General features: G+C 55.3%; 22 protein-coding genes. 12 read left to right on the top strand and 10 right to left on the bottom strand.

Annotated elements, in window-relative coordinates:
- Positions 1 to 5: 5 nt before the first annotated feature.
- Positions 6 to 434, bottom strand: a complete 429-nt coding sequence (locus tag AB4P94_RS23205) for a hypothetical protein (protein WP_395607647.1) — start codon at positions 432 to 434, stop codon at positions 6 to 8.
- 210 nt (positions 435 to 644) lie between these two features.
- Here AB4P94_RS23205 and AB4P94_RS23200 point away from each other — a divergent pair, with 210 nt between their 5' ends.
- The 5 genes from AB4P94_RS23200 to AB4P94_RS23180 all read left to right on the top strand — a co-directional run bounded on the left by AB4P94_RS23200 (position 645) and on the right by AB4P94_RS23180 (position 4,467).
- Positions 645 to 1,247 carry a histidine phosphatase family protein gene (locus AB4P94_RS23200; RefSeq protein ID WP_395607646.1) on the top strand — a complete coding sequence of 201 codons (603 nt, stop codon included), beginning with the start codon at positions 645 to 647 and terminating at the stop codon, positions 1,245 to 1,247.
- A gap of 248 nt (positions 1,248 to 1,495) precedes the next feature.
- Complete coding sequence (locus tag AB4P94_RS23195) at positions 1,496 to 2,275, top strand: quinone oxidoreductase family protein (RefSeq protein WP_395607645.1); 780 nt, start codon at positions 1,496 to 1,498, stop codon at positions 2,273 to 2,275.
- A gap of 15 nt (positions 2,276 to 2,290) precedes the next feature.
- Complete coding sequence (locus tag AB4P94_RS23190; protein ID WP_395607644.1) at positions 2,291 to 2,668, top strand: Rid family detoxifying hydrolase; 378 nt, start codon at positions 2,291 to 2,293, stop codon at positions 2,666 to 2,668.
- 409 nt (positions 2,669 to 3,077) lie between these two features.
- Entirely contained in the window at positions 3,078 to 3,701 is a 624-nt protein-coding gene (locus AB4P94_RS23185; protein WP_395607643.1) for a TetR/AcrR family transcriptional regulator, read from the top strand.
- A gap of 175 nt (positions 3,702 to 3,876) precedes the next feature.
- Positions 3,877 to 4,467: an SRPBCC family protein gene (locus tag AB4P94_RS23180; protein WP_395607642.1), complete on the top strand. Its 591-nt coding sequence runs from the start codon at positions 3,877 to 3,879 to the stop codon at positions 4,465 to 4,467.
- Between the two features lie 142 nt (positions 4,468 to 4,609).
- On the opposite strand, the gene AB4P94_RS23175 is transcribed toward AB4P94_RS23180, so the two are convergent.
- Both AB4P94_RS23175 and AB4P94_RS23170 read right to left on the bottom strand, forming a co-directional pair.
- Positions 4,610 to 5,203: a GNAT family N-acetyltransferase gene (locus AB4P94_RS23175; RefSeq protein ID WP_395607641.1), complete on the bottom strand. Its 594-nt coding sequence runs from the start codon at positions 5,201 to 5,203 to the stop codon at positions 4,610 to 4,612.
- A 471-nt stretch (positions 5,204 to 5,674) separates the two neighbouring features.
- Positions 5,675 to 6,574, bottom strand: coding sequence for a LysR substrate-binding domain-containing protein (locus AB4P94_RS23170; protein WP_395607640.1), 900 nt, complete (start codon positions 6,572 to 6,574; stop codon positions 5,675 to 5,677).
- Positions 6,575 to 6,659: 85 nt separating this feature from the next.
- Here AB4P94_RS23170 and AB4P94_RS23165 point away from each other — a divergent pair, with 85 nt between their 5' ends.
- Positions 6,660 to 7,157, top strand: coding sequence for a hypothetical protein (locus tag AB4P94_RS23165; RefSeq protein ID WP_395607639.1), 498 nt, complete (start codon positions 6,660 to 6,662; stop codon positions 7,155 to 7,157).
- Positions 7,158 to 7,353: 196 nt separating this feature from the next.
- Here the strand turns inward: AB4P94_RS23165 and AB4P94_RS23160 are convergent, their stop codons facing one another.
- Complete coding sequence (locus tag AB4P94_RS23160; RefSeq protein ID WP_395607638.1) at positions 7,354 to 8,289, bottom strand: alpha/beta hydrolase; 936 nt, start codon at positions 8,287 to 8,289, stop codon at positions 7,354 to 7,356.
- A 19-nt stretch (positions 8,290 to 8,308) separates the two neighbouring features.
- A complete protein-coding gene (locus tag AB4P94_RS23155) occupies positions 8,309 to 9,178 on the bottom strand; it encodes an MBL fold metallo-hydrolase (RefSeq protein ID WP_395607637.1) in 870 nt (289 codons plus the stop codon).
- Positions 9,179 to 9,278: 100 nt separating this feature from the next.
- Between AB4P94_RS23155 and AB4P94_RS23150 the strand changes: the two genes are divergently transcribed.
- Positions 9,279 to 10,184, top strand: coding sequence for a LysR family transcriptional regulator (locus AB4P94_RS23150; RefSeq protein ID WP_395607636.1), 906 nt, complete (start codon positions 9,279 to 9,281; stop codon positions 10,182 to 10,184).
- A 24-nt stretch (positions 10,185 to 10,208) separates the two neighbouring features.
- On the opposite strand, the gene AB4P94_RS23145 is transcribed toward AB4P94_RS23150, so the two are convergent.
- From AB4P94_RS23145 to cynS, 4 genes are all read right to left on the bottom strand, one after another.
- Positions 10,209 to 11,087, bottom strand: a complete 879-nt coding sequence (locus tag AB4P94_RS23145) for an MBL fold metallo-hydrolase (protein WP_395607635.1) — start codon at positions 11,085 to 11,087, stop codon at positions 10,209 to 10,211.
- Positions 11,088 to 11,480: 393 nt separating this feature from the next.
- Entirely contained in the window at positions 11,481 to 12,518 is a 1,038-nt protein-coding gene (locus tag AB4P94_RS23140; RefSeq protein WP_395607634.1) for an HPP family protein, read from the bottom strand.
- A 404-nt stretch (positions 12,519 to 12,922) separates the two neighbouring features.
- Positions 12,923 to 13,396 (bottom strand): DUF1348 family protein, encoded by a 474-nt coding sequence (locus tag AB4P94_RS23135; RefSeq protein WP_395607633.1) that lies wholly within the window; start codon positions 13,394 to 13,396, stop codon positions 12,923 to 12,925.
- A 10-nt stretch (positions 13,397 to 13,406) separates the two neighbouring features.
- Positions 13,407 to 13,874: a cyanase gene (gene cynS / locus AB4P94_RS23130; RefSeq protein ID WP_395611379.1), complete on the bottom strand. Its 468-nt coding sequence runs from the start codon at positions 13,872 to 13,874 to the stop codon at positions 13,407 to 13,409.
- 108 nt (positions 13,875 to 13,982) lie between these two features.
- Here cynS and cynR point away from each other — a divergent pair, with 108 nt between their 5' ends.
- Complete coding sequence (cynR, locus tag AB4P94_RS23125; protein ID WP_395607632.1) at positions 13,983 to 14,861, top strand: transcriptional regulator CynR; 879 nt, start codon at positions 13,983 to 13,985, stop codon at positions 14,859 to 14,861.
- 124 nt (positions 14,862 to 14,985) lie between these two features.
- On the opposite strand, the gene AB4P94_RS23120 is transcribed toward cynR, so the two are convergent.
- Positions 14,986 to 15,456 (bottom strand): nuclear transport factor 2 family protein, encoded by a 471-nt coding sequence (locus AB4P94_RS23120; protein ID WP_219268423.1) that lies wholly within the window; start codon positions 15,454 to 15,456, stop codon positions 14,986 to 14,988.
- A gap of 161 nt (positions 15,457 to 15,617) precedes the next feature.
- Here AB4P94_RS23120 and AB4P94_RS23115 point away from each other — a divergent pair, with 161 nt between their 5' ends.
- The 4 genes from AB4P94_RS23115 (at position 15,618) to AB4P94_RS23100 (ending at position 22,017) form a co-directional block, all read left to right on the top strand.
- A complete protein-coding gene (locus tag AB4P94_RS23115; protein ID WP_219268422.1) occupies positions 15,618 to 16,484 on the top strand; it encodes an AraC family transcriptional regulator in 867 nt (288 codons plus the stop codon).
- Between the two features lie 804 nt (positions 16,485 to 17,288).
- On the top strand, positions 17,289 to 18,197 hold the full coding sequence (locus AB4P94_RS23110; protein WP_395607631.1) for a hypothetical protein: 909 nt from the start codon (positions 17,289 to 17,291) through the stop codon (positions 18,195 to 18,197).
- Positions 18,198 to 18,400: 203 nt separating this feature from the next.
- Complete coding sequence (locus AB4P94_RS23105; RefSeq protein ID WP_395607630.1) at positions 18,401 to 20,356, top strand: ATP-dependent nuclease; 1,956 nt, start codon at positions 18,401 to 18,403, stop codon at positions 20,354 to 20,356.
- Complete coding sequence (locus AB4P94_RS23100; protein WP_395607629.1) at positions 20,353 to 22,017, top strand: UvrD-helicase domain-containing protein; 1,665 nt, start codon at positions 20,353 to 20,355, stop codon at positions 22,015 to 22,017. The genes AB4P94_RS23105 and AB4P94_RS23100 overlap by 4 nt, the downstream gene beginning before the upstream one ends.
- Positions 22,018 to 22,034: the final 17 nt, after the last annotated feature.

Genomic DNA, 22,034 nt, shown 5'->3' with positions numbered 1-22,034 from the left:
ACAGCTCAATATTCATCGCTGCAGACAAGTCGCCAGTCACACGTGGTGCGACGAAAGCCTCCAGAGGCGGGGATCAAGCGGGCCATGAACTGTTCAAGCACCTCGTACTCGGGCATGCCGTTTCGATAACAACCTTCTCCTCTTACCGCCCACTTCACATCAGGAGTGAGGGCCGGGCAGCTGTAGGCGAAAAGGTTGTTGATTCCAAGTTTTTCGAATGTTGCCGACGCGCATTGGTCCTGCCTTAACATCGGCTCAGCGGCCAGTAGTAAATCAAATCTTTTAGGTCCAGCAAAACTCAACTTAACGCATTCGTCGAGTGAGGAGCTTATGGCAATGCAGTAATAGCCCATTCGGTTGAGCATTTTTTCCAATTGTAGGGATTGCGCATGAACGTTATCTAAAATTAACACACGTAAATACTTATTTGTCATTGCTGTTTGCCCCGCAGCGCTGCGTCAAGACTGAGTCGTCGTCGAGCCTACCGGTGAACGTATTCGCCGTATTTAAGAATGATCTGAAAATAAATTTCGAGGCGAACAGTACTTTTTATATTATCGGAGCAGTCCGATTTTCAGTTTATCCAGCGATCCCCAGACTTGGTGTTCTTATCGTTATCAGCAAGTCTGAAGGGTGGGTTGGATATGTTGGATCATACAGTTCACAAAGTTGTCGCTGCCGTTGGTCTGCTCGCCGTGTTGTTTTTTTCGTATACCAGTTTCGCAAAAGAAAACATCCAGGACCTCAATAAAAATAATGGGCTAGCAGATTTAATGCTGATCCATGACTGGAAAAATGGCGACCTGGCGGTGTTGATCAGGCATGAAGAACGCTGCGATCGCTCAAGTAACCCGTGCTTGGGGCCCGCCGATGGAATCACCGTATTCGGCAGTCAGCGCGCAAAAAAGACCGGCGAACAAATCAGGGCGAATATGGGCCTCGAAAATGTGGATATTCTTACCAGCCCACTGCTGCGAGCCGTTCAGACCGCACAATCCATGTTGGGTGACGCAAAGCTGCTATCCAGCCGACACACCATTTGCGGGCAAGACATCATTCGGCGATTGGCCCAGCACAAGAACAGCGAAAGGAGTCTGTTGTTGGTGACTCACAGTACATGCATCAACGACCTGATCCAATCGGCGGGTTATCGCAAAGCGGGTAAACCTCAATATGGAAGCCTGCTCTTTGTAAAGATATTGCCGGAAGGAAATATCGAAATCATGGGGCAATTGAATGTTGAATAGCAGCAAATTTTGAATATGCAACACATGTTAAGAGAGTGGAGTAGTCGTCAGTCCCTTCCAGGCTTTGCAACCGCCAATCCTTGGGATGACGAGCCATCAGACAACGTGTTGCATCGGCATTGATGTCGTGTTGATCACCCGTCCCAGGTAAAGGCCCGTCGACTGGCATAGTGCTTCCTCGGCAAAATCAAAAAGGGCGCTGATGACGCAAGAGGGCGTCTCTTCCCTTCACTCCTGGTATGGAGGCCGTGGGCGTTGTTGATGCTGTTGGCACAGACGTAATTGACTTCAAACCGGGAGATCGCGTGGCCTATGCTGGCCTCATCGGAAGTTACAGCGAGGCTCGTTTAGTCTGTGCCAGCCGTCTAGTGCATTTGCCGGACAGCATCTCGGACGAGGTGGGCGCTACCTTGATGCTCAGAGGGATAACCGCTCAAGTACTCCTACGTCAAGTTTACAAAGTCACGCCTGGAGACACGATATTAGTGCACGCCGCTGCCGGCGGCCTAGGTCTCATGATGTGCCAGTGGGCCGCATCACTCGGCGTTACTGTTATCGGCACAGTGTCGAACGAAGAAAAAGCTGAAATAGCACGAGCTCACGGATGCCACCACACTATCAATTACTCTCGTGAAAACTTCGTGGAGCGTGTTTGCGAAATCACGAATGGCGCGATGCTGCCTGTCGTATATGACTCCGTCGGAAAGGATACTTTTGCCCAGTCGCTGGATTGCCTGCAGCCACGAGGCTTGATGGTAATCAGTGGTTCAGCTTCCGGTCCCGCACCTCTAGTCGACCCTGCGGCGCTTGCTCATAACGGATCGCTCTTTCTTACTCGTGCCGTTGTATTCAACTACACCACAACGCGAGCCGGATTGGACGCAGCTGCGGCTGATCTGTTTGACGCCATCGCCACAAAAAAACTCAAGATATCGATTAATCAGCGATATCCGTTGTCCGAGGCCGCGCAAGCGCATCACGATCTAGAAAGCCGGTGCACTACCGGCGCTACCATCCTAACTGTCTAAACCTGGAGCGATATTATGCAACGCGAAGCTATTGTCACCGACAAGATTGCCACGTCGGCCGGTCCTTTTTCAGCCGCGATTAAAAGCGGTGATTTACTCTTTCTGAGCGGTCAAACGGCGCAGGATCCTCAGAGCGGTGATTTGATAGCGGGCGATGTGACAGCCCAAACCGAGCAAATTTTTGCGAATCTTACGGCTGTATTGCACGCTGCCGGCAAAACATTATCGGATGTCGTCCGTGTGGGCGTTTATCTGACGAATATGTCCGATTTCGCAGCTATGAATGCGGTCTACGCACGATATTTTACAGCACCGTACCCTGCTCGCAGCTGTATCGGCGTCGCCTCGCTACCTCTTCGTGCCGTTGTCGAAATCGATCTTATTGCATCCTAGGCGCCTTTCCAGCGCTTCGATGTTGTTGACTATCCCCTGGGGCCGATGTAGCCGTCCGGGCGTACCAGGATTCAACCTCCGGTTGCCGGTGCGTAAGCCGCTAAGAAATGACCGTCAGCGTCAGGGTAATCGTATTGAGATCTTAGGGTATGCATGCGCATGCCAGGCCTGACGGGCAGGAAGTTATATTCTACGTCATGGCCGGTAGTATCCAGCGCGGGACTCTGAACAGTTCGAACAGACGCGTTGGCAAGCCATGCGCCTGACATATGAGTAAGTTTGCTGTCCATATAGCCAGAGACGGCTTCCGCTTGGACGGGCACCGTCTTTTAATCAGCGTCGCTGCCTAGATGATATCGCCTACACTTCCGAACATTCTTGCTTAGGTGGAATAGAGGTGAATCGAGATATGAATTTGATCAGTACACCCGATCTACCGCGTAAACGTCCGGCCCAAGCGCGTTCCGTGGCGACGCTCGAGACCATTTACGAGGCCACCCTACAAGTGTTGGTCAAGGAAGGACTTACTGGCTGCAACACTACCCGTGTGGCCGAGCGCGCAGGCGTCTCGGTAGGCACTGTATACCAGTACTACTCCAATCGTCGGGCTCTGCTGGCGGGGGTGTTGAAACGGCATCTCGAGTCGGTAGCGCAGGCAATCGAACAAGCTTGTGTTGCGAGCCAAGGGGCGACCACCGGCGAGATGGGCGCCGCGATAGCTAATGCGTTTCTAGATGCAAAACTGTTACGCGCAGATGCGTGCCGTGCTCTCTACGCCATAAGCGAAAGCCATGGTGGGGCTGCCTTGGTCGCCATCGCCCGTGAGCGTATGTTGTGCGCGGTCTGCGGCGTACTCAGCAGCGCCAGCGATAGACAGATTGCAAAAGTTGAGACGGTCGCTTTAGTGCTATTGGGGGCAGTGGCCGGACCGGTGAGAGAACTGCTCGAACAGGATTACGATGATGCCGCCGTCAACTTGGTACGCGAGCAACTAGTGAACCTCGCGAGCGGCTATTTACAATCCTTCCCCTAGTGAGCGCGTCTGCATGCCTGGGGGAAATTGGAAATCTGAAAAAATACCCTTTGTAGGACGGCGAATTGGCCTGAAGTGCCGCAGATAGGCCATTCCTTTACTTCCGAGAAACGCGAATGTTCGAGTGAACCTGGTTGCCAGATAATGGCGGCTCAGTATCGATGGGTTCCAAAACATGCGCCGTTTACGCACTGTGTCACTACCCCTTATTTTTTCTTTTGCTACCGCAGCGCTGGCGCTGAACGGTTGCGTGCCTCCCCAAACTACCATCCAAGAGAGCGTTGATATGCACCCCATCTCAGTCACATTGGAAGAAACCTTCACTGTACCTCGGCAACAAATTTTTGAATTCATCGTCGCCGAAGATGTACTGCCCAAAATCCTAACCGGATACGGTCCGTTACCAGCAGTCGTTACCACCCGTGATGTAAGCGGTCCATGGGACCAGCCGGGGTCTTGGCGGCACGTGGTGCTGGCCGACGGCAATACGGCGCGCGAAGAAGTCACCGAGTTTAAGCAGGGGGACTATTTTGCCTACCGTATAAATGAGTTCACATTTGCGGTGAAGTATTTGGCCACCCATGCTCAAGGCCAGTGGTGGTTCACTGACGTCGGGACCGGTGGAACCAAGGTTCGCTGGACCTACACGTTCTATGCAAAAAATGCGCTAGCCGCACTTCCACTTAAGGCTTTTGCAGGGATCCTGTGGCGCGGGTATATGCAGGTCTGCCTGGACCAGACGAGTGAGCTGACGAAAACACACTGAGCCGCCGCGCTGCTTAAATGCGCAATTGATACGCTTGGTTGCAGGCACTCCTGAGCGACTTGGGCTTATGGGGATTGGAATAAGCGGTCCTTTACCGCGTGGAAATCCTGAAGATAAGGGTATGTGGCTTAGCCGGATTTGCTCAACGCGGGTTTTGGGTTGGAACATCCGTAGATGAGTGACCGTCCTTTAACCCCAGCGATGCCTCCCAGTGAACGCGCGTCAGTCCGTAACACTTCGCCAAGGCCGGCGCGGAGGATATTTTTAGTTCTGCGTCATACAAATGCACCGCGCCCAACTTCAGCGTGGCCGTTTGCGAACGAATGTTCGTAGGCGCTATGTGGAAATAGACGATGTCGTAAGCCCGGAATGCATGCTCCAGCATCAACTGCTTAAGCTCGCGGTTGGCATCGCCACCCCATTTCACACGCACCAGAAAGGTAAAGCCGATGGCAATGCTATTCGGTAGATCCGGCGGCGTGTAGTAGCTTGATGTGCCAACGATATCCCCTGAGGCGATATCAATGACCGCGAGCGCCTTCTTCGTGGCGAGTAGAGAGGAAAAGTACGCCTCGAACACATCGCGTTTATAGCGATCCCTGGCGGGATGGCTTCCCCAGATGTGTGGATCAGCTGCTGCGTGAAACATAGCGTCCAGATCTCTGTATGCCAGAGGTTGAAGCCTCAGGGTGCTGCCGCGCAGATAGGGTTGGCAGTCGAAGTCGTGGGCGGACATGGGGTTCTTTCCGAGTGGCCTAGGGGGATGAAGCCAGTCTAGAGCGGCAGTTTGATAAAGAAAGATCCAATGTGACGGGGAATGAGAGGGCCATCACTGTAGAAAAAGGGACGGATTTATTTTCCGGTTGGAAAGCGCCCTCTGCGGGTCAGACGACGTTTAATAATAGTGTCTGACCCCTAGTTTCCCCTAACCGACAGCTGCTGTTGAATTGCCGTCATAAAGTTCGCTTGCTGAAGCGGCGGCGTTACCGGTCCTGAGAAAACAGCTTAATGCCGACTCCTGGAACGACTACGAGGAAAGATCACTTTTTTCCAGAGCGGTATCTACTTAATTGCCACTGTTTCGAATAGGAAGGGAGCGACTGCTTTGGCCGATAGCGGTCAGTCGTGAGCGGGTGCTATCGACCCATTGCTGCCCTTCATTGAAGCACCTGAATCAGTACGAAAGGGACGTTTTCGCCCCTTGGTTTCAAACGGTGAAGCCTTTACTCAATAACCGGCGAAGCCTCGACCGAACCCTCATTGGCGGTGTATGAGCCGGGCCGGGCTTCGACAGCAGGAAGAATCTCAGCGGGCTTGGGCAGCTCAATTCATTCAACGCAATCAATTGTCCATTGAATGCATCAAGAGCGTGAATCGCCGGATTCCAGAGTGCGATGCCCAATCCTGAGCGGGCGGCTTCGATTGACTGGGCGTAGTCACCCATCACCCTGTCGATGGGCTTCGAAGTCAGGCGTTTGCCGTGATGGCTCATCCACGCTCGCCACAGTGTCGTGTCGCCGGTGTGAAGCAGCGCAGTGTCCTGTATCAAGGACAGCGGCTGTTCGTTCATGGCGAGGACTTCGGGTGACACCACGGGGCAAAGCGATTCCTCGAATAGTGGCTCCTCGTCTCCGTCATTCCATTGTCCACGCCCGTATCTGATGGCCAGATCGACCTCACCTGAGGAAAGGCTGGCATTCAGCGCAGAGGTGATCAGTTCGATACGTAAATCCTGATTCGTACCTTCCAGTTCGGTCAGGCGCGGGATCAACCAGAAACGCGCGAAGGATGACGTAGTGGCCAATTTGACGATGGGTAAGGATTGGCCGACGGGCCGAGGCTGTCGCGCTTGTTTCAGTTGGTCGAAGGCGTGGGCGACTTTGGCCAGTGCAATTTGCCCCGTGGCCGTCACGGTGACACCGCGCGCATGTCGGTCGAACAAGGAGCATTGAAACCATTTTTCAGCCATTTCCACACGTCGGCTGATGGTCGCGTGTGTAACGTCCAGTTCCGCTGCCGCAGCAGTGAAGGAGCCGGTTCTGGCGGCGGCAAGGGCAGCCTGTAGGGCTTCGAAGGGAGGAAATATATCGTCTGGGCTGTACGTCATATGCACAGCTTATGGATAAGTAGTGCTATAGGTCAACAGCTCCGGGTTTTCTATGCTGCGCTGCCTTGTTCATTGAGATCGCAGCATGTCGTGTTTGAAAGCGCTCATTTCGCCATTGGTGTTCATTGCTCAAGTAGTAGGGCTTTGGGAGGGCAATTATTGTTATGGCGCCTCCAGCTTGGAAAGGCCAATCGTACGAGGTTACGAAGGGAATGGAGGCGTCACCGTTGAACTGGTCATGTCTGGCTCACCTGGGAAAGAATGGGCATTGCTCAGGATTCGAGGAACGGAAACGGAAGCGGGGGCCGTGGTACATCAAGCAAGCGTTCAACGCTCACCGGTTTCGACATCCTTTGTAGAAAGTATCAACGGAGTTTCACGGACAATTTTTGAGGTGCGGATGCATCAGGGTTTTCTTCCGCGTCAAGACCAGGAGCCTTATGTATTAGGAGAGAGCGCCCGCTTGGAGAGACTGAGTAATATCGGCATGGAGGTACCGAGGTTTGGAGCTGAGGAGTTTGCCGCTCATCAAGCTGGGACACAGACCGCGCTATCCGAAGATTTGACCGCAAACCGTCCTTGATCGGATGGCTTCTCTTGGCCGATTGCTGCCTCTTGTAACAGGCAGAAAACGGCCAATAGCGGACGCTCACAAACGACCGCTACCGACCCAAAACTGCCCCTCACAGGGGGCAGTTTTCGGACATGAACGGACTGATTGAACCTTCTTAGCCTGCACCTTTTCGAGACTTCGGCATATCCAGGAAAACCGGGGAGATTCACTCATCTAAGAACTGGCGCACTGCTCCAATTACCTGCCAGCGATTGCGCTCCATAAACACGCTGTGTGTGCCTTCGCCGATTTCCACCCAGCGCCGGTAGACGGCATTGATCAGTTTTGAAAACACCGTACGGGACATCTCCAGCGGACAGTCACGGTCACCGTCGGCATGCACGATCAGCACCGGCACCCTGATCATGGCCGGATCGTATAGTGAACGTCCGGCGGCCCAGAATTCGCGACTGTCTTGTACAGTACCGTTAGGGGCCTTGATCTGTGTTTCGCAGGGGCCGAAAGTAGCGACGGCCCAGGCTTCAAACCAGGCTTCGGGCAGTACGGCTTCGTGGCGTTCGGCGGGTACGCCATTGAGCCAGCGCGCCTTGGCCTCGCTGCGGTTGACGATTCGGTAGGCCCCCAGTGCGCCGCCGCTGTCGGCCAGGCTCGGGGTATCGCGAATCCATTGCGGCGCCACCAGCACCAACTTGACCACCTTGTCGTTGTGCTCGGCAGTATAGTTCGCCATCAACGAGGTGCCCCACGACCAGCCAATCAAGTTGATACGGCTGACTCCGTTGCGTTTGCGCACAAAAGCCGCGGCCGTGGCGACATCGTCGGTTGCAACCGGTGTGCGTACCACCGGTGGGTTGTCTGCAGCGGGTTGTGCAAGCTCTGCGGGTTTGCTGGAGCGGCCATACCCGCGCACGTCCACCAGGTAGGTGTCATAACCCTGTTGCGCCAGTTGGTCCATCCAGGACTGGCCATCAAGTGGCAGGTCAAACGTGCTCGACGCTGGATAGGTAGAACCTGCGACGAACAGCACGGTTTTTTCGCCCGACCAGTCGGCCATGTCCGAGCGCCGTTTGTTGCGTACGTACAGTTCGATGCCTGGCGTACCACTGGGGATCATGAATTCGGTACAGGTAAGTGCTGTCATTGAGTTGCTCCCGATCAAGTCAGATAAAACGCCAGTCGAACTGGCCGTTCGCTTCGGTCACAAGGCCTGCCGAAGTTTTGGCGAAGTGGCTGGTGAACACGGTCAGGCCGCGCCCGGCGGCCTGTTCCAGCAACCAGTGACGTGAGGCTCGCGCCTGTTGTGGGTGGCTGCAAAAACAGCTGTTCCACTCGGGGCGGAACACCTGCAGGGGTTGGTGCATGATGTCGCCGCTGAAAATGGCCCCTTGGGCGCGGTGCACCAGTTCGATGGCCAGATGTCCGACGCTGTGGCCCGGCGTGGGATGAATCAGCAAGGCGTCGCCGATCAGGCCCTCGTTATCGACGATTTGCGCCTGGCCCTGCTCAATCACCGGCAGCACGCTGTCTTCAAACACGTTGGCGTTGAAGCTGTCCTGACCTATCTGGTCGAGCCAGTACTCATGTTCCGCGCGGGAAAAAACGTACTTGGCGTTTGGAAACGTCGGCACCCAGCGCCCATCGATCAGGCGCGTGTTCCAGCCGCAGTGGTCGGCGTGCAGGTGCGTGCACATTACGTAGTCCACCGACTCGGGCGTCACGCCCGCTTCGAGCAGGCGCTCAAGAAACGGCAGTTGCTGTTGATGAAAGCGCGGCATGCCCGGGCGTTCCTTGTGGTTGCCGGCGCAGCTGTCGACCAGGATGGTGTGATGGGGTGTCTTGACCACCCAGGTATGGATGCTGGCGATAAAACGATTCAATTGCGGGTCGAAGCAGTCCGGCACCATGAGGCGGTGATGCTGTTCCAGCGCCAGGGGATCCCAGTCGGGGTACAGCGCTTCGGGGGCAAATCCGGGACCGCGTTGTTCGGTCACTCGCATCACTGAAACGTTGCCGAAATGGTAAGTGTGCATGGGGTTTGACCTCCTGGTTGTAACCGGTTGATGGGTGAAAATGCTATACAGCTTCCCCTCCACCGTGAAATCGACTCTTGGGATACGGGGCATAACCGTCATGAATATCACCGGCCATAATCTGGCGTTGCTGGCCTCCCTAAGCACCTTGCTCGATGAGCGCAACGTGACCCGCGCGGCCGCACGCTTGGCCATCAGCCAGCCGGCGCTGTCTGCGCAACTATCGAGGTTGCGTGACTTGTTTGGCGACCCGTTGCTCACCCCGGCGCTGTCGGGCAAGGGCATGATCCTGACCCCGCACGGCGCGCGGTTGCAGGAGCCGTTGCGCCTGGCCTTGCAGGCGCTGGAAGACGTGATCAACCACACGCCCGAGTTCGACCCGCTGACCGCCGACCGCACGTTTTGCATTGCCTCCAACGACAACGGCGGCGCCATCATCGGGCCGCGTTTGATCCAGCTGACGCGTGAAGCCGGCTGCCAGGGCATTCGCTTTGCCTTTCGTAGCCTTGATAAGGCTAGGCTCGCCGAACAGCTGGAGAACGGCGAAGTCGATGTGGCTCTGACCGGCAAAGACTCGGTGGCCAAAGCCTCTCAGCAGCCGTTGCTTGAAGAGGAATTCAGGATGGCCCAGCGCATCGGCCACCCGCGCGGTGCGGGGCCATTGTCGCTGGAGCAGTACACGCAGCTTGAGCACGTGATTGTATCGGGTGATGGCGGGGGCTTTTACGGGTTTGTGGATGAGGCGTTGGCGAAGCTGGGGTGCAGCCGGCGAGTGGGCGTTTCGGTGCAGTACTACAGCCTGGTGCCGGTGATGCTGCAGGCGACGGATCTGGTGTGTACGTTGCCGGCTCAGTTCCTGGCGCGGTATGCCGAAACCCTAGAGTCTTTCCCGTTGCCGGTGGGGGTGCGGCGCTACAGCTTGTATGCAGCGTGGCATTCACGGTTCGACAAGGACGCAGGCCACTGCTGGCTGCGCACCATGCTGGAGGCCGCGGCCCGGCCCTGAGCCGCGGCGCTCCAACGGAGTTGTTTACTTGGCCGGTTGCCAGATGAAGTGATCACCCTCGGCTGCGATTGTGCCGATGCCGGGGAACGGAAAGTGCGGGGCGAAAATGATCTCATGGCTGGCGGCCAGTTTCGTCAGTTCTGCACGACGAATCTTCACGCCCTCGTCTTCATCATTGTCAAAGGTGATCGCCCAGTCAGGCTTGGCCAGTGAAATGATTGAGCTGTGCACCAGGTCACCCACGTCCAGTACACGGTTTTTGCCGGATTCGATCTGATACCCCACATGCCCCGGCGTATGGCCCTTGAGCGGCACGGAGCGAATGCCCGGGGCCACGCTGTCGCCCGGCGTGAAAGTCTTCACCTGAGGGGTGATGATCCTGATCAAGTCCGCCAGTTCCGGCTGAGTCTGGACCCATTTCCAGTCCGGGCTGGAAATCCGTACCACCGCCTTTGGAAAGGCTTGTTTGCCCTCGGCTGTCGCCAGGCCGCCGATATGGTCGCTGTGCACGTGGGTGATCAGCACATCGGTGATCTGTTCGGGCGTATAGCCGGCCTTGGCCAGGCTCGGGATCAAAACGCCTTGAGCGCTTGGGCCCAGGCCGGTGTCGAGCAGCACCGTGTGCTGGCCGTCCTTGACCAGCAGCGCATCGATGCCCAGGGTGATCTGATCGGTAGGGGCGCCCGCTGCCGCCAATACTCCGGCAACCGCTTGGGTGCCCTGGGTGCTGCCGAACACCTTGCCGTCGTTAGGCATGCTGTGCACTTTGTCACGTAGTGCGGTGATCGTCAGTGAGCCGAAAGTGAAACTATGGGCGGCGGGGCCGTCTGCTGGGTCTGTTTGCGCGAAGGCCACTGAGCAAGTGATGGCTGACAACACGGCAAAAGCCAAGGGTTTAAGCATGGTGGTGTTCTCTGGCGGGAAGAAGGTGACTTCGGATGCCTGAGGATGCTATCGCGCTTGCGCTGGACGTTGAAATCCAAATTCAGCATATGGGGTATAAGCGCTTTGAGTGGGTGCCGATTAAGCTGAATAGTCCCGAGTCTCGTAGAGATTTTCATAGGCCGCTTGTGGCCGCCTGCTGCCCGTCACGACAGGCAGCAATCGACCCATAGCGGACGGTCGCGACAGGCAGAAATTGGCTGAATAATTGCCAATCGTCAGAGGCTTTAGCTGTCGTTGGCGTCAACTAAGGGCTTTTTCACCAGGCATGCTCTGGGTAGCGGCTCAGTCGCTGAATGTCACAACATCGACTGCGCTTCAGGCACGTACGCATATCCCAAGCCCAAACGCTGCCTACACCCGCACCGCTTGGTAAAGCGCTTTGACCAGGTCGGACTGGGTGATGATGCCTATCAGATGTCGTTTGGCATCAATGATCGGGATGTGGCGGTGGCCATTTTCCGAGAACACTGGGACTAGATCAATGAGCAGCCGGTCTGCACTGGAAACGCGGACTGTCCGGCTCATGATTTCGCCAACGACTGCTGCTCTATGCCCGTTGCGAGTTTGACGAAGCAAGGCTCTAAGATGCCATCCCACACCTTCATGAGCGTCGAAATCCACCTGCTGCATGAAGTCGGCGACCGTCACGATGCCTAGTAGATGGCGTTGCTTGTCTATAACAGGGAGCGCCTTGATCTTGTGTTTGCGGATTAAGGTCCAGGCTTCGCGTAGGGGCATTTCCTGGCGGGCGACAATCGGTTCTGTGCTCATTATGTCTTTACAACGCAGGTCGCCGATTTTCCGCTGATAGGCAAATGCCTCTGCTTGCTCCAGAAGGTCCTGAAGATCATCCCTGCGAATGTCCAGAATCTGGTTACGAAGAACAAGCGCTGCGTCCAGGTCCGCGTTGCTGAACCTGCTCGTTGGCGGCTGTACTTTTGAAGAATGTATAGGCAGCCAGGGGCTCCGGGTGAATGTGTTGTAAACTAGACCGGCAGCAACCAGCAGCAAAGAATTGAGCAGCACTGGGCTTAATACATATTGGAACTGGTCGCAGCCCGTGATAACCATTAACAAGGCTGCTGCCCCACCAGGGGGGTGTAGGCATCGGGCAGCCAGCATGGCCGCAATTGCCAGGCTCACTGCGAAAGCTGCGGCGAGGGTGGCATCTGGTATCCATTTGACGCAGGCAATGCCAATCACGGCCGATAGGGTATTCCCGGCGACGACTGACCAAGGTTGCGCCAGTGGGCTGGATGGCACTGCAAACACAAGCACAGCACTCGCCCCTATGGGCGCGACGATGGCGAGGGCAAGAGCGCTATGTTCTGCCGCTGGTATGCCATACAGCCATAGCGCTGAGGCAGTTGCTACGACCAGAATGCCCAAAGCCGCTCCCAAGGATGCTCGCCACTTCTCTTTCGCATTAATGACGGATGGAGGAGGCCATAATGACCTCAAATGGAACAGTATTTTTGAGAGGACTTTTCGAACTGTGTGCAGCGGGGGCAAGGAGGCAGGCATTATCTGATTCAAAGTAGTAAAAGAAATTTTCTATCTCAGCTATTGAGCGTCTACGCGCTTTTGGCTGCATGCGGACTTGGTCCCGAGAAATTCAGCTTAACGCTGCCGGTCCGAGGCTGACTATTTGAGGACGCGCTCAAGTCCCAGCCGCTCCAACAGACTAGTAAGCTCGAACTGTGACAGTGTGGGTCGCCCGTTTTTGACCTGTCATGGTCTTATTAAGGGCGCCCAAACTGCTATTCGTATGCATCAGAGAAGGTAATCGCGTATTAGAGCCCAAGTTCACTCAAACCAGGGTGGTCGTCCGGACGCCGCCCCAAAGGCCAGTGGTACTTGCGGTCGGATTCAGCAATCGGCAGGTCATTGATGCAGGCAAAGCGCCGTTGCATAAGCCCGTTTGCGGCAAACTCCCAGTTCTCATTGCCGTACGAGCGGAACCAGTTGCCCGAATCGTCGTGCCATTCATAGGCGTAGCGCACGGCAATGCGGTTATCGGTAAAAGCCCACAGCTCTTTGATCAATCGGTAGTCCAGTTCCTTGCGCCACTTTCGTTCAAGGAACGCCTGGGCCTGGGCGCGACCTTCGATGAATTCACCACGGTTACGCCAATAAGTGTCTTGGGTGTAAGCCAGGGCGACTTTAGCGGCGTCTCGGGAATTCCAGCCATCCTCAGCCCCGCGAACTTTCTGGATAGCGGTGTCGAGGGTGAATGGCGGTAATGGTAAACGTTTTTCTTCACTCATTTGGGCGTCCTCAGAACGGTTTATAAGGCAGAAATTTGCCGTCCAGGGTAATCACGGCACGTGATCCCCCTTCTGGATCTTCGACTTTTTTAATGTCCAGCTTGAAATTGATCGCGCTGATGATGCCGTCGCCGAACTGCTCATGCACCAGCGCCTTGAGTGTGGTGCCATAGACCTGCACCATCTCGTGGAATCGATAGATAGTCGGGTCGCTGGAAACGTCTTCGGCATTGCCGCGCAGCGGGATAATTTGCAGTTGCTTGATCGCCTCTGCGTCCAAACCCAGGCGCTCGGCGACTACCTCAGCGACAGCTTCAGGTAACGGATGCTGACCGAGCAAGGCAGCGGTCACATAGACCACGCTCAACCCGGTGCCATCGGATAGCGCCTCCCAGGTAAGGTTCTTTGCTGTCTTGGCCTGCAAGATGCGCTCGGTTAAGGTTTGGCGGGGTGTTTTGGAAACATTGCCGTGCGGCATAATCAATCCTCCAGATGGAATTGCTTGAGGCACAGGATCGCCAAAATAGGCCATAATATCCAAGACCTATTACTGATCACTTCGATAACCTGAGATTATGGTGAGGCCGTGCTGTTACGTCATATCCGTTACCTGCTGGCCGTCGCCGATCATGGCAATTTCACTCGTGCCGCTGAGGCACTGCATGTGTCCCAGCCAGCGCTGTCGCAACAGATAAAGCAGTTGGAAAGTAATATGGGGGTACTGCTTTTCGACCGCAGTGGTCGCCGCATCGTGCCCACGGATGCCGGGCGCGTGTACCTGGAGTACGCGCGCCGCTCCCTGCGGGAGCTGGACGCCGGCAGGCGCGCAGTCATGGATGTCAGCGACCTTTCACGCGGCCAGTTACGCCTCGGGGTAACGCCAACCTTCACTGAATATCTGGTAGCACCGCTGCTTGATGGCTTTAATGAGTTGCATCCGGGGGTGGGAATCACCCTGACCGAGATGTCTCTCGAACAGATAATCGACGCTCTGATCAACGATGCCCTTGACCTGGCGATAGGATTTACGGGTGATCACGGCGCCGAGATTGATAGTCAAGCTTTGTTCGATGAAAAACTCTGTCTGGTCACGGCCGACTCACTCTTTGATGGGCAGGCGCCTCTCACACTCGCAGACCTGAAAACCCTCCGTTTCGCATTGCTGGCACCTGGGTTTGCGACCCGGACGGCAGTGGATGCCTGGTGCCAGAAGCAACGTTTCACGCCGAACATCGTGCTGGAAGCGAACTCAATTGCCATCTTGCTCAAGGTCGCCAAGCAAGGTCGCATGGCAACCATCCTTCCCGACGCGATAGTGCGTGAGCAAGCTGGATTGCGTGAGCTTCAGACAACCCACTTATTGCCTAGTCGCACAGCGGCATTGTTACGTCGAAAAAACGGGTATCAAAGCGTTGCCTCTGACGCTTTTGCGAAGCTCGCAAGCGGTTTCAGAGCCCGTATGTGAGCTGTTCTGCCTAGACCAAATCGTTGGTAAGCGGGCGACTACATCTCGCCCTTTGTGGCCCCAACCAGCCGCGTATCGACCTATGAATAGCCCTGTCACGGGGGGCAGGTAGTCAGGCCAGGCACTATGCCGCCGGGAACAGCGGGAATCCGTTTCCGCCGAACGCTCCGGTGTCGAGCCAGAGGTACTGAAAGGATCTGCTTTTGAAAACCCAATCGTCTCCCGAGCGTTGTAGCACATCGAACGCAATGCAGTGATTGCGGTAGTACTTCTCGCCTGGGCCGCGTGCAGACTCATGCACGAATGTGCGAGTAGTTGCCTGATCACCGTCGATAACAATCACCCCCGGCAGTGCGAACTGAACGAAGAACTCCTTGCCTGAGCGCAGTTTGTGAAGCAGCGCCACATTGTTGTCTGCGCCTTTAGAGTACTGGCCGTGAGGTGTTTGACCAATGATGAATTCGCCATCATCAGCCCAAACCGAGTGAAACATTGCGGGGTCTGCGCGTGTCGCGCTGTCGGCGAAACGTGCAATGGTGTTTCGGATGGACGCCTCGTCCATAAATTGCTGCAAGCGTGAGTGTTGGTCTGACATCGTCGTTCCTCTAAATCAAGTTACGTTGGATGCCGCCACTTTCACAAAAAACCGGCCTGACCACATCCTACATAGTGCTAAAGCCTTGCCTGATCCTACCAACTGCTTTAGCTTGAGAAACCGCTGGCTTATAGCGAGCACGACTAGGATCGACATCCCTCATGTTGGAACATCTCCTCGCAATCGCGAGCCGACATCGCGGCTGCGCCGATCTATCAAACGCTCTTCCCCAACTGACAATCAGATCCACAGACGCTCCGGTTCCTCCGACCCCGGCTCTGTTCGCGCCGAAGTTTTATCTGCTACTGCAAGGCGCCAAGCGGATGAACATTGCCGATAGTACGTTCGATTGCCATCCGGGCACCTGTGCAGTGGCAGCGGTCGGGTTACCGTTCGTGAGTGAAGTGGTAGAGGCGAGCCCGGAACAACCCTATATCAGTGTCGAATTGATGCTCGACGCAGGGATCGTCGCTGGCTTGCTTCTCGATATGAGCGAGTCGACCCAACCAGCTCCGCAGGCGGGCGCTATCTCGTTAGCCCAAGCCGATAGCAGTTTTGTCGAGCCGTTGGTTCGTTTCATCGGTCTGCTTGATACGCCAGCAGAGCTTAAAGTGCTTGGCTCCCAGTTCGAGCGCGAGTTTTACTACCGTCTATTGTTAAGCCCGCTAGGCTCCAGGCTCCGCCAAATTGGAACGCACAACACCCGGTTTGGACAAATCAAAATCGCGGCAGACTGGATCAGCGCGAACGCCGATAAGCCAATGAGTGTGCATTGGCTTGCCGCTCAGGTCGGTATGAGCGTCACCTCGTTCCACCGACATTTCAAGGCGGTTACTGCACATAGTCCGCTCGCTTACCAGCGACAACTGAGGCTACTAACTGCCCGACGGCTGCTCGCATCCGGAGCATCCAATGTTACAGGTGTCGCATTTGAGACCGGATACGCCAGCCCCTCTCAGTTCAGTCGAGAATACAAGAAGGTTTTCGGCGTAACGCCGAACCGAGACGCGTTATCACTGCGCCGCTGAGTTGAGCTTTTTCAACCGGATCAGGCTCGAATTATGCGTGAGCCTCTATGCGTAAGGCGACTGGAGAGCTTAAAGCGCTTTAAAGTGAAGGTTTTAGAATGTCGACGAAGGTCAGGCGCAGTGCCGGGTTATCTACGAGATCGGAGGACGAATTTCATCTTCCAGAGATAATCACGTGAACGGGGACCGCTCACTGTGCCTCGGTTCACTGCTGAGCCAGCGGCTGCAATTAGGTGTTACACCGACGCTTACACGGTTTGTCGAGCTGTGTTTGGTGCCATTTCTGTATGCGCAGTCGCTAAGGGAGAGGGGCGTTGCTCATTTTCCTTTCGGAGAGCTTGCACATGGTTTCCAAGGGCTAATTGACGACTACAGGATGATATTCGGGGTCGAGGATGCGGGCGTCCTCATGGGCTTGCTTGATCTGCTTTCAATGAAGCGCAGAAGGGCTAATAAACTCCCGTGCCCATGTGGGTGTGGTCGTCGATTCGCAGCTTGTAGGCACTATGAAACTGCCCGTCGAGCGATGGGAACTCTGTCTCGCTGGGATATCAAACGAGCCTATAAAGAACTTCAGGGGCAGATTGGGACCTGATCCAGCTCAAGGATGATCGCTCGACTAGGCGCCAAGTGCATCACACCTGACTACCGTCCATTGAGCGTTCACCGCCTGAGCAACCTCCCGCCTTAGCAACTAACGGCTGCGGATTCGATAGACAAATGCCGGTCAAGCGACCAGTCGCTTCAGATCTGCTGGCAGTGTGCTACCTTGGACTCCTCTCACGGAAAGCAGGGACGACAGTGATGGTCACAGGTAAGGCAATCAACAGCGTTAATCGAATCATCGCGCACTCGCATGGCGCCAGCGAAATGCTGTTCGTGATTGAGCGAGAAAAGGTCGATCAAAACCTTCAGGCGCGGCTCGCGATCGCTCACCTTGAAAAAGACGGTGACTCGATCCTTCCTGCGGCGATCGGCAAAGTCAGCGAATTCAATGCGCGCGGCAAGGAGATCAAACGGCGAGATCTCCCGCTCATCAAAAAATCAGTCCCTCAGTACCGGAGCTGGAAAGACTGGCATGGCAACGATCACAGCGGTGTGCAAATCCGAACCATGGATGTGTACCCCATCGATTTTGTTCGTCCGTCCATGGAGCACCTTTCTCTGAGTGTCATTGATGGGAAGGAGTACATCGTGACGCGCCGGGTGAAAATCGATGAACCGTCCACCACGCTTATTCACGTGGCGAACCTCATGCTCGAGTTCTTCCAGGAGTTTGAGATCTTCGACGTTGAGCGCAAGCGCATTGCAAAGGTGCAGGCACGCCAGCTGCAGTGGGATTTGCTTCCTTCTGGGAAGTACCCTTGGAAGAGCGCAGAGGCCATCGTCAAACCATATCTGGCCGGTCTGCGACCTTCAGAGCAGGGAGTGATCGAGCACCGTATCAGGGAGATTACTCGATTCGAGCCTGATTTCTTTGCCACGGGCCGAGGTGGCTACCAAGGCTACTTCGTCTTTGGCTTTGTCAAACGTGGGATTTATCTTCTTGAGAGCTCACATTTGGATAACGCCACCTATAAGTTTGGCGAGGATTGGGAAGTCCTTTCGACCCTGACCAAGGACGAGATCATCAACAGCGATCACAACCATAAACGTCTGATCCACGATAAAGCCTGGGGGCGTAAGATCCGTGAAATGCTCGCGTACGCATAGTGGTTTACGACTCTTCCTCGTGCAGACCAAACATGTGCCCCATGAGGCCCCGTCCTCTGGCGCGTCGTGACTGCCTCTTAGCCAGAGTCCGACGTATTAGCCGAAGGGATCGCAACGCTCGTGGTTGGATTAACTGAGCGTCTGGTTGCCATTGAATCTTATAACCTCAAGCACCGCTGACCTCACTTGGAAAGGATTCTACTTTGAAGCTTCAGTTCGTTCGCATCTTTGGTTTTCAATCGTTTGGTGCAGAACCAGAAATTGTTGATTTGTCTGACCTTACATTCCTGATCGGGCCGAATGGCTCAGGGAAGACCGCGACTCTACAGGCGCTTTGCCGCCTCTTTTCGTTTGACCCGAATCAGCGGCGACTCCGTAAATCGGATTTCTTTGTCCCGCACGATGAGACTCAGGCTCCCGATCAGCGAGCGCTGTGGATCGAGGCTGAGTTCACCTTTCCCGAACTCAGTGACGTCGAGAACGAACACCCGACGATTCCCGCTCACTTTGGTCACATGCGCCTAGATACTCCTGATGGTGTGCCCCGAGTGAGGTATCGTCTGGATGCGACCATCGGAATTGACGACGAAATCGAGCAGGGCCTCGTGTACGTCCTGGACGTGGATGAAGACGATGCTCCGGTCGACACCGCCCCGGTGCCCAGAGACGAGCGAAACTTCATCCAGGTTCACTACCTTCCAGCTCGCCGGGATCCGGCTGACCATATCGCCTATGGTGCGAACGCCTTGCTAGGGCGTCTGCTGCGAGCCGTGAACTGGACCGAGCAGCGCGATACGATCCAGCAGCTCACCTCGGATATTTCCCAAAGCCTGACCCAGAATGAATCCGTGCTCAGTCTCAGCGCCGGCCTGACCAAGACTTGGAAAGAACTTCACAAGGGCCAGTTTTTCACGCAGCCGAGCGTGACATTCATGGCCAATGAAATCGAGTCGCTGCTGCGCCATCTTTCGGTGTCCTTCTCCCCGGGTCATGGGGAGCAACTAGTCGATTTCTCACGACTGAGTGATGGCCAAAAATCGATGCTCTACCTCTCGCTGGTTTTGTCTTCTCAGGCCGTCGGGCGAGCGGTGCTGCATGGTAATGACAATTCCTTTGACGCTGAAAAGCTACGGCCTGCGGTGTTCACCATCGTCGCTTTGGAAGAACCAGAGAACAGCCTGTCACCGCATTACTTGGGGCGAATCGTTTCATCCCTCAAAGGGTTGGTTGGCGACTCCAAATTTGCCGACTCCCAGGCACTCATCGCGACTCATGCGCCTTCGATGCTCCGGCGCGTAGAGCCTTCGGCCATCAGGTACCTGAGGCTAGACGAATCGCGCTGCACCGTAGTGACGAAGATTCAAATGCCGCCCAATGAGAAGGGAGAGGCATACAAGTTCGTGCGAGAGGCCGTACAGGCCTATCCAGAGGTATATTTTTCCCGCCTGGTCATCTTAGGGGAGGGCGACAGTGAGGAGATAGTCCTGCCTCGGCTGCTCGCAGCGAAGAAGCTTGAAGTCGATGAAGCCGCCATTACCATCGCCCCGCTAGGTGGTCGTCATATCAACCACTTCTGGAGGCTGCTTAGTGGCCTCAAGATCCCTTACGTCACGCTGTTGGATCTGGATGTGGCGCGTTTCGGGGGGGGATGGGGACGTATAAAATACGTTGCGAAGGAGCTGAAAAAGCATCGCCCAGGTGATCTATATTTGTCAGATGATGAACTCAAAGACCTGCCAAATTGGAATGATTTCAACATCAAGATTCTGGAAATCGAAAAGAATCCAGGATATGTATCCTACATCGCCGATCTGGAGCCTCTGGGGGTGTTTTTCTCAGCGCCAATGGATCTAGATTTTTCGATGCTCAAGGCTTATCCGCACGCCTATGGCTTGGCCCCTGAAGCCCTAGTTGTCCCGAAAATGGCTCAGGTCAAATCTGTGCTCGGAGATAGCCACCATGATCGTCTTCAATACACCCTTAAGGAACGTAAGCACTTCATCGCTTACCACAAGCTTTTCAAGCTCGACAGCAAGCCCAAGTCGCACATCGAGGCTCTATCCAAGCTGACAGATGACGAACTGCGCGCGGCCATGCCTGCGTCCCTAAATCGCCTTGCGGATTTCGTTATCGCCAAGATCGATGGGCTATCGGAATGATTTCCTCCGAGGATTGGACGCCATCCGAAGGCATTGTTTTGGAGCCAAATGCGGAGGCAGCCGTCAGGGAGGTCAAACGGTGCGTGGCACTGACTGCTGGCCCAGGCGCTGGCAAATCTGAACTGCTCGCCCAGCGCGCTGACTTCCTGCTGACCACGGGAGCTTGTCGTTACCCCAAGAGAATTTTGGCCATAGCGTTCAAAGTTGATGCGAGCAATAACCTTAAGGAGCGGGTGTGGCGGCGATGCGGGGCCGACTACGCCAGCCGATTCGACAGCTACACGTTCCATGGTTTTGCGAAGCGAATTATCGAGCGATTTCGCCCTGTGCTCACCGGCGGCGATGCGTTAGACGCGGGTTTTCGAGTGGTCCCCAAAGGGAAGGCACACCCTGTCCAGACCGAATTCGGGCTTTTGATCCCGCTGGCCCTAAAGATTCTCGACGCCTATCCGATGGCGGTTAACGCCATCAGGCAAACTTACAGTGACGTGTTTCTCGATGAGTTTCAGGACTGCACGTACGAGCAGTACTCGCTGGTCAGCAAGATTTTTGTTGGTACGGCGCGCCGGGTCACTGCGGTCGGCGACGTTAAACAGAAAATCATGGGCTGGGCAGGCGCGCTCGACGGGGTGTTTGGAAAGTTTGAGGCAGATTTTTCGGCCACTCATCTCAACATCTACCGCAATTTTCGCTCACAACCTCAGCTTCTCAGGCTGCAAAACGATCTAATAAAAGTCCTCGATACCGGCTCCGAGATGCCCGTAGAGCTATTGGGCGGCGAGGGCGGCGAGATCTTGCTTCAGTCTTTCAATAACTGTACCGGCGAGGCCTTCAGCCTTGCCGATCAGATCAACACCTGGATCAACATCGAAGGCGTGGCACCCTCCGAAATTGCGGTGTTGGTCAGAAGTTATCCTGAGGCTTATACCGTCCGTTTGACCTCTGCGCTTGATGGGCTTGGGATCGCCTACCGTAACGAAAATCAGATGCAGGACGTCACCACCGAGCCCATTGCCTTGGTCGTCGTGGACTTTCTGCTGTGCCTCTATGGTTCGCGCGAACCGAAAGCCTGGACGAGGTTATTGAGGCGAATCATTCCCGCAGATGATGACGAACATGGCGGTTCCGTTCGAAACGATTGGAACAGGTTCATCAAGGAGGCACGCAAGACTGCTGCCGAGGACCTTGCCGCAAAAAACTATGCTCAGAGGTGGACGTTGCTCAAAGAGTTTCTGTCCATGGTGGGCGTGAGCCTACTGACGAGCCTTTCCCATGATTACGAGTCGCGTGATCGTTTGAAGGAGATCATCCGCGATATCAAGAAGCACATCGATGCAGCACTCGGCCAAGAGCCTGACTTGCTCAAGGCACTTGCCCAACTGTCTGATGATCAGTCGATCCGGATTCTGACCGTCCACAAGAGCAAGGGCCTGGAGTTTGATTCGGTGATTTTGCTCGGTGTGGAGGAGGAGGCCTATTGGGGCAAGGACACCCATGAAGTCCGCTGTACGTTCTTCGTGGGGATCTCGCGTGCTAAGAGGCGCCTGGTGGTCACGACCGCTCAGACTAGGAATAAGCTAGCTGACATCGATAGTTGGCGTACCAGGCGTAGGTCACATGGCGAATTTCTTGGCTACGTTCAGAACTGGCAAACACCTTGAGCATGAATAAATATAAG

The sequence above is a fragment of the Pseudomonas sp. B22129 genome (assembly GCF_044218875.1).
Lineage (GTDB): Bacteria > Pseudomonadota > Gammaproteobacteria > Pseudomonadales > Pseudomonadaceae > Aquipseudomonas.
This window is presented reverse-complemented; position numbering and strand designations above follow the sequence as displayed.